The organism is Amycolatopsis circi (assembly GCF_003385235.1).
Lineage (GTDB): Bacteria > Actinomycetota > Actinomycetes > Mycobacteriales > Pseudonocardiaceae > Amycolatopsis > Amycolatopsis circi.
In genome coordinates, this window is the sequence record NZ_PQIA01000003.1 from 43,278 (window position 1) to 55,988 (window position 12,711).

The following is a 12,711-nucleotide window of genomic DNA, read 5'->3' on the forward strand; positions in this document are numbered from 1 at the left end:
CCCATCTCCAGGAGAGGAATCACCATGACCGACGTGGTCGAGGTCGAGGACCGAGGACCGGTGCGGCACGTCGTCCTCAACCGGCCCGAGCAGCTCAACGCGATGAACGACGCGCTGGCCGACGGCCTGGTCGAGGCACTCGAAAACTGTGCCCACGACGAGGATCTGCGCGTCGTCGTCGTGACCGGCGCGGGAAAAGCCTTCTGCGCGGGCGGCGACCTCAACGCCATGGCGGCCGGACGCGACGCGATGTCCGCCCCGCGCGAGGTGGCCAAGCTCCGGCGCCACGCACGCGCGGCGGAGCTGCTGCGGACAATGCCGGCCGCCACAATCGCCGCCGTGCACGGAGCCTGCGCCGGGGCCGGCCTCGGGCTGGCGCTCGCTGCCGACCTCCGGATCGCCTCCGAGGCCGCTGTCTTCCGTTCTGCCTTCCTCACCGCCGGACTGTCGGGCGATTTCGGCACGGCGTGGTCGCTGACCCGGTTGCTCGGCGAGGCTCGTGCCCGCGAACTGATGCTGCTCAACGAAAAGGTGAACGCCGCGCGTGCCTTGGACATCGGCCTCGTCAGCGCGGTGGTGGCAGCCGACAAGTTCGCCGACGAGACCGACCGATTGGCGCAGCGGCTCGCCGGGTCGGCACCACTCGCCCTGCGGCGGATGAAACAGAACCTGCGCGAAGCGTCAACAGCGTCCTTCGCCGACTGCGTCGCCAGCGAGTCGTTGCGGCACATCGAGTGCGCGTTCAGCGATGACGCCGCGGAGGCCGGAGCCGCCTTCATGGCGCGCCGCACGCCGCAGTTCCACGGGCGCTGAGCCCGCAACAAGGAAGAGAGTCACCTCATGGTCGAGTATTTCGACGGAGACGGCCTGCCCGAGCCCGTCGGCTACCGCCAGGCGTCGCGGACGTCCGGCACCAGTGTGGTCCGCATCGCCGGACAGGTCGGCGTCGATGCCGAGGGCACCCGGATCGGCGAACCCGGCGACTACGCCGCGCAGGCAGAACGCGCCGTCGACAATGCTCTGCTCGCCTTCGCGGCCGGCGGAGCACGCCCCGAGCACATCGCGCACCTCACCTACTACGTCGTCGGACTGGACGAAACCACTGCCGGACAGGTCAATCGCGGGATCGGGCGCGCGGTCCGCAGGCACGGCATGCAGCCAGTGCCCGCGACGATGATCGGGATCACCGGCCTCATGCGCGGTGACTTGCTCATCGAGGTCAACGGCACCGCAGTGATCGGCTGAAGGAGTCGAACGTGCACATCGAACGACACGACCAGGTCGCTCTTCTCCGGTTCGGCAATCCGGACGACCGCTCGCGGTGGAGCCACCGCGCGGAGACCGACTACCTCGACACTCTGGTCAGCCTTGAGGCGGATCCGACGGTACGGGTCATCGTCCTCACCGGCGCCAGCGCGGACTTCTGCGCCGGTCCGGAGCTGGACTCGCTCACCTCGCACGCGGTCCGCGATCCGCGAGGCGACGACTTCCCCCGGATGATCGCGAAGCCGATCATCGCCGCCGTCGACGGGGGCTGCCACGGCATCGGTCTCTCCCTCGCCCTGATGTGCGATCTCCGGGTGGCTTCCGGAACCACCCGGATGTCGACCGGGTTCGCTTCGGTCGGCCTTGTCGCCGAACACGGGGTTCCCTGGCTGCTGCAACGCATCTGCGGCCACGGGGTCGCCGCCGATTTGCTGTTCACCGATCGCCGGATCGACGGGGCCGAGGCTCGCCAGCTCGGGATCGTGCAGTACCTCGCCGAGGAAGGCACCGCGCTCGACGAGGCGATGGCCCTGGCCGCGCGGATGGCGGGACGGCTTTCGCCGCTCTCCCTCGGCGTGATCAAGCATCAGCTCAACAACGAGTGCACCGGCGACCTGCACGAGACCGTCGTGCGCGGCGAAGAGCTGGTCCAGCGCGTCTCGGCACAAGGCGACTTCGACGAGGCGATCGCCGCGCTCCGGGAGCACCGCGCTCCGGCCCTTGCCCCGCTGGACCCCGCTGTCCTGCGCAAGGTGCTCGGCTGACCCAGGTCCGTGAGGGACTCTGATTCCCCATGCCAGGGACTTAAGGCGGCGCTGTGGGTGCGGTTCGAAGTGTGCCTGTCCTGGTCGTGGGGGTTGGCGAGGCCGGCACGGGGTTTGCTGTCCGTGAGGGGAACCCTGAGGGACTCTGAGTCCCTCAGGGTTCCCCTCACGGACGCGCGGAAGCGGCTAAGTGGGCATAGGTCGGGCATTTCGGCGGAAGTGACGTCCTTTGTGGACGGTAGGTAGGCGTGAGGCCACGCCGCTTAAGTCCCTGGCATTGACTCTGCTTCCTTCAGGGTTCCCCTCACGGACAGCAAAACGCACCCGCAGCGCCGCGATGGTCAGCCGGCGGCGAGTGCGGTGGGCGGATGCAGTCCCGGCGGCAACGCCCGCAGCCCTTGCACGGCGTGCAGCATCCGCGCGGCAGTACCGGGATAAGGATCGACCGGAGCACTAACCCGCACCAGCAGCTCGCTGGCGTCTCCGCCGGTCAGGGTCAGGATCACGTCGGTCTCCCCGGTGCCCTGCCTCGCCGCCGGATCCGCGAAACCGGCCCAGCTGAGCCGAAGCCGCTCGGTCTCGCCGTCCGACACGACGACGCTCTGGTCGAAACCCTCGACCTCGCCTCGGCGCACCTCGATGCCGCCGACGGTCGTGTCCGCGTCGGCGGCGACCAGGCCGCCCGTGGAGACCGGTTCCCGATCGCCGAGGCCGAGGGAGTCGGCGATGAGGCGGGCCGATTCGCGCAGCAAGGCATCCACACGTGCCGACGCACCCGCGGCCGTCGTGCCGATGCCGAGTTCCTGTGCGAGGACGTCGCGGCCCCACGAGGAGATGTTCGAGACGCGTTCGCCGCGGACGGAGACCGGTGCGGGCAGACCGCTCGTGAGAAGCGCGGGCAGCACGTCGAGCCACAGCCCGGGGATCATGCCGGTTCCCACCATCCGCGATCCCGATTCGCGTGCCGCCTTCTCGATCCGGTCGCGGACCTCCGGCGCCAGCGCCGAACGCGGATCGACGAAGCACGCGTGCACCTGGTCGACACCGGCGGCGGTGCAGGAGGCCAGAACCTGTTCGTGGCGCTCGCCGGTGAGACCGGCGTACAGGAGGACATCGATCTCGCCACTGCGCAGAGCGGCCTCCAGATCCGCGGTCGCCAGTACGCCGACGGGCGCTTGTCCGGTCAGTTCCCCGATGTCCTTGCCCGCCTTGTCAGGCGAATGCACCACGGCGGTCGTCAACCGGAACGGGATGTGCGGCAGCGCGGCGACCAGTTCGGCGGCGGTGCGCCCGGTGCCGTAGATGCCAACGCGCGGGAGAGTTCTCATCACGCCAGCATGCTGGCCGGGCACGCCGGATTCATCCCCCAGCTGGGCGCCGTTGATTCCTCGTGCGCGCACGGCGGCGAGGCCTCTCAGATCATCGGAAGATGCAGAACTCACAAGAGGTTCCGCCACCGGTCGTCGTCGTCGGAGCCGGGCTCGCCGGACTGACCGCGGCCAAGACGCTGGCCGACGCCGGTATCGACGTGACCGTGCTCGAGGCGCGCGACCGGGTCGGCGGGCGCACGTTCACCGTCACCGACGGTTTCGCGGACGGCCAGCACGGCGACCTCGGCGGCGAGTTGATCACCGAGGATTACCGCGCTCTCACGGCACTCTGCGGCGACCTCGGCGTCGAACTGTCGGCTCCGGTCCGGATCGAACGGCCCGACCTCCCCGAAGGAGCGAGCCCGGCTGCCGGCTACCTGGCCGAGGGACGCTTGATCGTCGACGGGGAAATTCTCACCGGAAATCGTTTCAGGCAAGCGGAAACCGAGATCCACACCGCACTGGCGTCCTTTCCGCCGGCACCGCACGAGGTCCTCGAACAGTGGACGCGCCGCGCCGGGCTGAGCGACCTGGCGCGAGCCGCGCTTTCCGGATTCGGCCGCATGCCCACCCAGTACGACGCCTTCCAGGTCGACAGCCACTACCTCACTCACGCTCACATCGGCGAGATCCGGCGCGTCGTCGGAGGCAGCCAGCGCCTCGCCGACGCCCTCGCCGCGACGGTGAACGTGCGGCTGGAAGCGCCGGTTCGCGCGATCCGCCAGTCCGGAGGAACCGTTGCGGTGGAACTGGAATCCGGCGAACGCTTCGCGGCAGGCCACGTGGTCGTCGCGGTCTCGCCCTTCGTGCTGCCGACACTCGGCTTCGACCCGCCGTTGCCCGCGGATCTCACCGGGGCGCTGACCGCCCTCCAGCGAGCGTCAGGCGGGAAGGTGATCGCTCAGTACTCCGAAGGCGATTCGGTCCGTGCCGCGTTGTCCCGCGCGGTCTTCACGGACGGTCCGGTCAACACGGCGTGGGTCAGCAATCCTTATGTCACAACGGGTCCTGCCGTCGTGAGCGGCTTCGTGTGCGGCGAGAACCGATACGTCCTCGAGGACGAGGACCTGGCGCTGGCCGAACTCGACGCCGTCGTCGCCACCGCGATCGGCGGCCCGGTGAACCGCTTGGCTCAGCACGTCAAGAACTGGACGGCGGATCGCTATGCGCTCGGCATCGGCGGGATGCCCAGCTTCGCCGCCCGCCGCCCGCAGATCGCCGTCCTGGCCACCCCTGAACGGCGCGTGCACCTCGCCGGCGACTTCACCGACGTCTCGCTCTGCGCGACGATGGAAGGTGCGGTCCGTTCGGGTCTCCGCGCCGCCGGCGAGGTACTGCGGGCGCCAGCACGCGTGTCCCTCGACTACATCGACCGGAAGCTGGTGCGCGCATGAGGACCATAGTCATCGGCGCCGGACCGGCCGGACTCGCCGCCGCACGTTCGCTGGCCGGCCGGGGCGAGGAGGTCGTCGTCCTCGAAGCACAGCCGTACGTCGGCGGCCGTACCCGGTCGGATCGCGAGCGACTGCTGCACGGCCAGCCCGCCGACCTCGGCGGCTCGTTCATCGACCTCGGGCAGGACGAACTGCTGCGCACCTGCGCCGAACTCGGCGTCGCCCTGACCCCGCAGCTCGCGCTGCTGCGTGCGGACCCGGACGGACGCTTCTCCGCCGCCTCGTCCTTGCGCAACACCACTGTCGTCGACGGACGGCGCTTGCCCGACGCTGATCGCGACCAGGTCGCCGACGAGGTCAGGGCAGCCCTCGACGCCTGCCCGCCGGACCCGAGCGAACTCGTCCCCGCCTGGGCGGCCCGGGCCGGGCTGAGCCCACTGGCGCGTCGGCTCTTCCGCGCCCTGACCGGATTCAACCCGGTCCACGACGATTCGCAGATCCAGATGAGCATGGTCGAGCCGCCCCACGTCGGCAAGGTGTGCTGGATGATGGCCGACGGCACCGACGCCATGGCAAGGGCGATGAGCGAAGGGCTCGACGTCCGCCTTCGCCACGTCGTGCGCGCAGTCCGGCGCACCGGCCGCGAAATCACCGTGGAGACCGACCGCGGCGATTTCCCCGCGCGCGATGTGATCGTCGCCGTTCCGGTGACGCCGACGCTGCGCATCGGCTTCGCTCCGGTCCTGCCCGCGTGGAAGACCGAGGCGCTGCTCGCCACCCCGATGGCCCAGGGCGGCAAGGTGATCGGGCAGTACGCCGACGGCGCCGAGCTGTTCGAGAAGGTCGGCACCGGCATCATGAGCGACGGCCCGATCTCTCTCGTCTGGGCCCGGCCGGTCGGCCCGGAGGATTCGGTCGTCCTGCTCGGTCTCGCGGCCGATCGCGGCGACGGTTTCCTCCGCGGCGAAGAGTCGGCGCTCGCTGCCCTGGACGTCATCGTGTCAGCCGTGCTCGGCCGGCCCGCGCGCCGGCTCGCGGGGATCGTGAAGGACTGGTCCCTGGAACCCTTCGCCGGCGGAGTGGTTTCTTCGCTGCTCGGCGACTTCCCGCGTCTCCCAAGCCTGCTGGCCCAGAGCGTCGGTCCCGTCCACTTCGCCGGCGAGCACACCGCGGACATGTGGGCGACCGGCATGGACGGCGCGCTGCGGTCCGGCAAGAGGGCCGCCGACCAGGTCCTGTCGCGGCGGTCCACGGCCGCGATCGCGGCGCACGCCAAGTCGCCGGGATAGGCTCGCCACGATCTCCCAGCCGCTCGTGAAGGATGTGACGTGGACGCTCCGCCAGCTTCCGGGCCGACCCGTGGATCGGCCCCGAACTTGCCCGCGGAGATCACGAGCTTCGTCGGCCGGCGCAACGACCTCGCCGCGATCCGGCAGATCTTCTCGACGACCCGGCTGGTCACGCTCACCGGGATCGGCGGCGTCGGCAAGACCCGGCTGGCCCTGCGCGCCGCCGACGAGATGAAACGCGCCCTCGCCGACGGCGTCTGTCTCGTCTCGCTGGCGGCTCTCTCGGAGCCCGCCCTGGTCCCCCAGACCGTCGCCGACGCGTTGCGGATCCGGGAGCAGCCCAAGTTCGGGGTCGCGGCGGCGCTGGCCGAGCATCTCGGCCCCCGGCAGATGCTCCTCGTCCTGGACAACTGCGAGCACCTCGTGGACGCCACCGCGAACCTGATCGACCAGATCCTGAAGGCGGCGCCCGGCGTGCGGATCCTGGCGACGAGCCGCCAAGCGCTGCGCATCGACGGCGAGACTGTCTACCCGGTGACACCCTTCCTGGCGCCGGATCCCTCGGCTCGCCTCGATCCGGGCAGCGCGAGCCACTACCCGTCCGTCGCGCTCTTCGCCGATCGCGCCGCGGCGGTCGTTCCGGGGTTCGCCGTCACCGAAGAAATCGAGACCGCGGTCATCCGGCTGTGCCACCGCCTCGAAGGCATCCCGCTCGCGATCGAACTGGCCGCGGTGCAGCTTCGCGTCCTCACCGTCGAGGAACTCGCGGACCGCCTCGACGACCGGTTCCAGCTGCTGCGCTCCGGATACCGCAATGTGCCCCAGCGCCACCAGACTCTTCGCGCACTCGTCGACTGGAGCCACGACCTCTGCACTCCGGCAGAGCGGCTGCTGTGGGCTCGCGCCTCCGTCTTCGCCGGCGGCTTCTCCCTCGCCGCGCTGGAAGAGGTCTGCGCCGACGACGCCCTCCCGGCCGCCGCGCTCCTCGACACGCTGACTGGTCTGGTCGAGAAGTCGATCGTCCTTCGCGAAGACCACGGGAGCCACGCGCGCTTCCGCATGCTCGACACGATCCGCGAGTACGCCACGGCGCTGGTGCTGGAATCCGCGGAGGCCGAGGTCCTCGCCCGCCGCCACCGCGACTGGATCGCGAACCTGGTGGAGACCGCGACCGCCGCGTGGGCCGGTTCCGAGCAAGAGCGATGGGCCCGTCGGCTCCAGCTCGACCACGCCAACATCCGCCTCGCCCTCGAGTACTGCATGGCCCGGCCGGAAGAGGCCGAGACCGGTGTCCGGATCGTCGCCCAGCCGTGGTTCTGGGCAGCGATGGACCATCTCAACGAAGCCCAGCTCTGGCTCGACCGTGCGTTGAACATGCTGTCGTCCCCTTCTCACGAGCATGCGTGGGCACTGGCGACGCGCGGCTACATCGCCGCCTTCCAAGGCGACGAGGAGAAGCTCGCCGAACTGCCCGAGCGAGCACGCGCCATGGCAGTGAGCCTCGACGACCTCGCCGCGCTGGCGCTCTCCAACCACGTCATGGGATTTCGCACGTCGATCGAACACGGCGACATCCGTGCCGCGATCCCGTTGTTCACCGAGGCGCTCCGCCAGTACGACGAATCCGGGATACGCGGCCAGTTCCACGACAGCGTCGTCGTCGAACTCGCCGTGACCCACATCGCCCTCCAGGAGTACGACCGCGCCGAGGAACTGACCGAGGACATGTTCCTGCGCTGCACCGCCGCCGGCGAGCGGTGGAATCTGTCCTACTCTCTGTGGCTGCGCGCCCTGATCGTGCTCCTGCGCGACGATGACGCCGCCTCCGCCGAGAGCAACCTCCTCGAAGCCCTCCGGATCAAGCGCGTCTTCCGCGACACCCTCGGCTTCGCGCTCACTCTCGAGGTCGTGTCCTGGACGGCGGCGCGGACCGGGGAAGCCGAACGCGCCGCCGTGATCATCGGGAGCACCGACCAGATCTGGCGAACCGTGGGCGCCCGCCAGTTCGTCGGCCTGCGCCGCCGTTTCGAGGCGGAAGCGCGCGCCCGGATCGGAGACACCGCGTTCGGCGCCGCCCGGGCGCGCGGCAGCCGGCTGAGTGTCGAGGAGACGGTCGCGTACGCACTGCGCGAGACGCCTTCGAGCGGCGCTTCCGATACGTCCGCCAATCCCCTGACCCGGCGCGAGCGCGAGGTCGCCGACCTCATCGCGGACGGGCTGTCCAACAAGGAAATCGCCGCACAACTGGTGATCTCGCTCCGGACGGCGGAGGGGCACGTGGAGAAGATCCTTGCCAAGCAGGGCTTCAAGACCCGGACCCAGATCGCCGCCTGGGTGACCCGCCACCGCGCGGGCGCCTGACCCGGGCCCCGGCCGCCGGGCGCCCGAACCACTGATCAGCCGGGGCTTCGGGCCCGCTTCCCCGGCCGCGTCCTCTGTGGACTGACGGCCGCCCGGAGCCCCGTCCTCCTCCCCCACGTGGGCTAACAATATTCGCACCGCCGAGAACGGACCGCCGGCCGGGCGCATCGTCTGTCTTCCTTCACCGTGTATCCCGAAGCAAAGGGTGGACCGTGACTATCAAACCCAAGTCCGCGCTCGCTGTGCTGTGCGCGCTGAGTTTCGTGTCGGTCGCCGCGTGCGGTTCGCCGACAAGCCAAGACGCCAACGCAGGCGACAGCCTCTCCGGGCAGCAGCTGGTTTACGTGAATTACGGCGGCGACACCCTGAAGGCCGCCCAGGCGGCCTGGCTGGACCCCTTCGCGAAGAAGACCGGCGTCCGGATCGCGACCGATTCGCCGTCGGATCCGGCGAAGGTCAAGGCCATGGTGCAAGCCGGAAACACCACGTGGGACGCCATCGACATCGATTCCGTGTCCGGCGCGGAAGGATGCGGGTCGCTGTACGCGAAACGTTCCGAACTCGGCGTGGACGTCAAGGATGTCGCTCCCCAGTACGTGACCGACGAGTGCGGCGTGCCGATCATGGTGCAGGCCGTGGGGCTCGTCTACAACACCAAGAAGTTCGGCGGCAACCCGCCGACGAAGATCACCGACTTCATGGACGTCCAGAAGTACCCGGGCAAGCGGCTCGTCTTCAACTACGCGCCCGGCAGCATCGACCCGCTGCTGCTGGCGGACGGCGTGGCTCCGGACAAGCTCTACCCGCTGGACACGACCCGAGCCGCCGCGGCGATCAAGAAGCTGGGCGGCAACCTGACGCTCGACTCCACACTGGCGCAGGAGGCCCAAGGGCTCGAGTCGGGAGACTTCTCGATGTGCCTGTGCTACCTCGGCCGCGCCGCCTTGTCGGCCCAGAAGGGCGCCCCGGTCGACGTCGTGTGGGACAAAGCGTGGGAAGGCTGGGACGCCGTCTACGCCGTCAAGGGCTCGAAATCCCCGCAGGCCCAGGCCGCGCTCATGAACTTCATCGCGACGCCGGCCGCCCAGAGTGCGTTCACCGAGCAACTGCCCTACGGCCCGACGACGCCCTCGGCCAAGCCCGACGTTCCGGCCGACCTGAAGAAGTGGTTGCCCCAGAACAACATCGACAAGATGGGCCCGCAGGGCGAAGTGGTCGCCGACATGAAGTGGTGGGTGGCGAACGCGGACAAGACTTTCGCCGCCTGGACGGCGATGACCGCGGGCTGAGCCCGCTCCCCCACGACGCGTCCGGTCGCGGTCGTCGCACGACGACCGCGACCGGCGCCGAGCAAGGCCAAGGAGATATCCAGCGATGAATGTGCTGACAGCAGCGCTGTACCGGTCGAGATGGGTCCTCGCCGCGGCGGCGGCGATGGCTTTCCTCGCCCTGTTCTTCGTCTACCCGCTGGGCACGATGACAGTGCGGAGCTTCACCGACTTCGTGTCCCGCGGCGACTCCGGATTCGCGAACTACCACTGGTTCTTCACCAGCGACGTGCAGTTGACCATCCTGCGCCGGACCTTCCTGACGTCCGTCTTCGTCACCGTGCTCTGCTTGGCCGTCGGGTATCCGTACGCGTATCTGATGACCGTGGTGTCCACCCGGTGGCGGATGGTGTTGCTGGCCGCCGTGCTGATGCCATTCTGGACCAGCCTGATCGTGCGCACCTACTCCTGGATCATCCTGCTCGGGGACAGCGGCCCGATCGCCAAAGCGTTGCGCGCCTTGGGATTCGGCAACGTCCGCCTGCTGGGCACGACGACGGCCGTGACCATCGGCATGGCGCAGATCATGCTGCCGTTCCTGGTTCTGCCGCTGTACTCCCAGCTGACCCAGATCGACCGGACGCTGCTGCGGGCCGCCGAGATCCACGGCTCGACGCCGCGGACCGCCTTGCGGACGGTGTACCTGCCGCTGTCGGTTCCCGGAATCACCGCCAGCAGCACCATCGTGTTCGTGCTCACGCTGGGCTTCTACTTCACGCCCGCCCTTCTCGGTTCACCCCAGAACAGCCTTCTGTCCCAGCAGATCGTGAGCCAGGTGAACTCCCAGCTGGCCTTCGGGCGCGGTGGAGCCATGGCGCTCGCACTGCTCCTCATCACCCTCCTGATCCTCGCCGGAGGCTCCCTGCTCGGACGGCCCTTCACGCGAGCGCTGGGCACGAAAAGCGAGGCGCACTGATGAAGCAACCACGCCGCATCGCGCTCAAGGCGTTCTGCACCCTGATCGCGCTGCTTCTCGTCGCACCCGTGCTGGTGGTCGTTCCGATGGCCTTCACCAGCTCGCGCACCTTCCAGTTCCCTCCGCCCGGGTTCTCGACCCAGTGGTTCAGCGAACTCTTCTCCGATCCGGCATGGACCGATTCGTTCGTGCTCTCGCTGAAGGTGGCCGGCGTCGTCGTGGTCCTGGCCACCTCGCTGGGCACGCTGGGCGCCTTCGCGCTCGTACGGGGCCGGGGACGGTGGACGACACCGGTGTCCGCGTTCCTGATGGCCCCGATGATCGTGCCGGGCGTGATCACCGCGATCGGCGTCTACTACGTTTTCCTGAAATGGCATCTGGCGGGATCGTTCACCGGCTTCGTCGTCGCCCACACCGCCCTCGCGATCCCGATGGTCGTGATCCCCGTGCGCGCTTCGCTGCAGGGCTTCGACCGCCGGCTCGAACGAGCGGCCGCCTCCCTAGGGGCGGGGCCCGTCGCGACTTTCTTCCACGTCACCGTGCCCCTGCTCGCGCCGGGCATCCTGACCGGCGCGCTGTTCGCCTTCCTGGTGTCCTGGGACGAAGCGATCGTCTCGCTCTTCCTCGCCAGCCCGTTCTCCCGCACCCTCCCCGTGCAGCTCTACCAGAGCGTGACCAGCTCCCTCACTCCGACGATCGCCGCGGCGTCGACCGTGATCATCGCGGTGAGCACAACGCTTTTGGTCGTCGCCGGGATCATCGCCGTCAGAAGAGAGGCCAAGAATGCCTGAACGCGTGCTCGGCGCCGCCATCGAAATCCGTGACCTGAGCAAGCGCTACGGCGAGGTCGCCGCGCTGGACAAGATCTCCCTGGATCTTCCGGCAGGCGAGTTCGTCACCCTGCTCGGGCCCAGCGGCTCCGGCAAGACCACCACCCTCAACACGATCGCCGGCTTCCTGCAGCCCGACAGCGGTCACGTCCTGATGGACGGCAAGCCGATCGAGCAAGTGCCGCCCCACAAACGCAACATCGGCATGGTCTTCCAGAACTATGCGCTCTTTCCCCACCTGACCGTCGCCAACAACGTCGCTTTCCCGTTGAAGCGGCGCAAGACCCCCAAGGCCGAGATTCGCGAGCGGGTGGGCCGGAGTCTCGAACTGGTCGGGCTGGGCGACCTGAGCGCGCGGTATCCGCGCGAGCTTTCCGGAGGCCAGCAGCAACGCGTGGCTCTCGCCCGCGCGCTGGTGTTCGAGCCGAGGGTGCTCCTCATGGACGAACCCCTCGGCGCGCTGGACCGCCGGCTTCGCGCCAGCCTCCAGCTGGAGTTCAAGCGGATTCACCGCGAGCTGGGCATCACCTTCGTCTACGTGACCCACGACCAGGACGAGGCGCTGGTCATGTCCGATCGCATCGCGGTCTTCAACAACGGCTCCGTCGAACAGGTCGGCACCGCGACAGATCTCTACGAACGGCCCCGGACGCTTTTCGTCGCGGAGTTCCTCGGCGACTCGAACGTTCTCCCCGGCACGGTGGCCGACACCGGCGCCGGGCGCCTGCTGCGCGGCGACGGTTACGACCTGCGGCTGCCCGCGAACGGCTCGGTCCTGCCGCCGGGATCGTGCGGAGTCGTCACCGTCCGCCCGGAGCGCGTGCTCGTCCGGCCTGATTCGGGTACGGCGGTCTCCGTCTCCGGGACGAACGTTCTCCCGGGACGTGTCTCCCAGGTGATCTACATGGGCGGCATCCGCCGGCTCGATCTCCGGCTCGACGCCGGGTTCTCGATGATCGCGCAGGAACAGTCGGGCAACCAGTCCGCCGTCGCCGCGGGCGACCCGGTGCTGGCGACGTGGGACCCCGAGCATTCGGTCGCGCTCCCCAATTCCGACGGTGCCGCCAAGGCAGGCGTGGTCATCGGAACCGGCGGCACAGCCGACTGACGACTTGCGGCTCCCCCGCCGTCCAGCTGCAGGCGGTCCGTGAGGGGAACCCTGAGGGACTCTGAGTCCCTCAGGGTTCCCCTCA

General features: G+C 69.2%; 11 protein-coding genes. 10 read left to right on the forward strand and 1 reads right to left on the reverse strand.

Features of this window, described 5'->3' with window-relative positions; translation table 11 throughout:
- Positions 1-24 precede the first annotated feature (24 nt).
- Genes D0D37_RS01160 through D0D37_RS01170 form a run of 3 tightly spaced genes read left to right on the forward strand, consistent with a single transcriptional unit; the run spans position 25 to position 2,030 of the window.
- On the forward strand, positions 25-813 hold the full coding sequence (locus D0D37_RS01160) for an enoyl-CoA hydratase/isomerase family protein (RefSeq protein ID WP_116198600.1): 789 nt from the start codon (positions 25-27) through the stop codon (positions 811-813).
- A gap of 27 nt (positions 814-840) precedes the next feature.
- Complete coding sequence (locus tag D0D37_RS01165; protein ID WP_116198601.1) at positions 841-1,245, forward strand: RidA family protein; 405 nt, start codon at positions 841-843, stop codon at positions 1,243-1,245.
- Positions 1,246-1,256: 11 nt separating this feature from the next.
- Complete coding sequence (locus D0D37_RS01170) at positions 1,257-2,030, forward strand: enoyl-CoA hydratase-related protein (protein WP_162834032.1); 774 nt, start codon at positions 1,257-1,259, stop codon at positions 2,028-2,030.
- 341 nt (positions 2,031-2,371) lie between these two features.
- On the opposite strand, the gene D0D37_RS01175 is transcribed toward D0D37_RS01170, so the two are convergent.
- Entirely contained in the window at positions 2,372-3,358 is a 987-nt protein-coding gene (locus D0D37_RS01175; protein ID WP_116198603.1) for a hypothetical protein, read from the reverse strand.
- A 101-nt stretch (positions 3,359-3,459) separates the two neighbouring features.
- Between D0D37_RS01175 and D0D37_RS01180 the strand changes: the two genes are divergently transcribed.
- From D0D37_RS01180 to D0D37_RS01210, 7 genes are all read left to right on the forward strand, one after another.
- On the forward strand, positions 3,460-4,794 hold the full coding sequence (locus tag D0D37_RS01180) for a flavin monoamine oxidase family protein (RefSeq protein ID WP_116198604.1): 1,335 nt from the start codon (positions 3,460-3,462) through the stop codon (positions 4,792-4,794).
- Positions 4,791-6,083, forward strand: a complete 1,293-nt coding sequence (locus D0D37_RS01185) for a flavin monoamine oxidase family protein (protein WP_116198605.1) — start codon at positions 4,791-4,793, stop codon at positions 6,081-6,083. Before D0D37_RS01180 ends, D0D37_RS01185 begins: the two co-directional genes overlap by 4 nt.
- Before the next feature lie 39 nt (positions 6,084-6,122).
- Positions 6,123-8,444, forward strand: coding sequence for an ATP-binding protein (locus tag D0D37_RS01190; protein ID WP_116198606.1), 2,322 nt, complete (start codon positions 6,123-6,125; stop codon positions 8,442-8,444).
- A gap of 212 nt (positions 8,445-8,656) precedes the next feature.
- On the forward strand, positions 8,657-9,733 hold the full coding sequence (locus D0D37_RS01195) for an extracellular solute-binding protein (protein ID WP_116198607.1): 1,077 nt from the start codon (positions 8,657-8,659) through the stop codon (positions 9,731-9,733).
- Between the two features lie 85 nt (positions 9,734-9,818).
- Entirely contained in the window at positions 9,819-10,688 is an 870-nt protein-coding gene (locus D0D37_RS01200) for an ABC transporter permease (protein WP_208719739.1), read from the forward strand.
- The gene (locus D0D37_RS01205) at positions 10,688-11,479 is read left to right on the forward strand and encodes an ABC transporter permease (RefSeq protein ID WP_116198608.1); all 792 of its coding nucleotides are present in this window, start codon (positions 10,688-10,690) and stop codon (positions 11,477-11,479) included. The genes D0D37_RS01200 and D0D37_RS01205 overlap by 1 nt, the downstream gene beginning before the upstream one ends.
- Positions 11,472-12,626, forward strand: coding sequence for an ABC transporter ATP-binding protein (locus D0D37_RS01210; protein ID WP_116198609.1), 1,155 nt, complete (start codon positions 11,472-11,474; stop codon positions 12,624-12,626). The genes D0D37_RS01205 and D0D37_RS01210 overlap by 8 nt, the downstream gene beginning before the upstream one ends.
- The last annotated feature ends 85 nt before the right edge of the window (positions 12,627-12,711 follow it).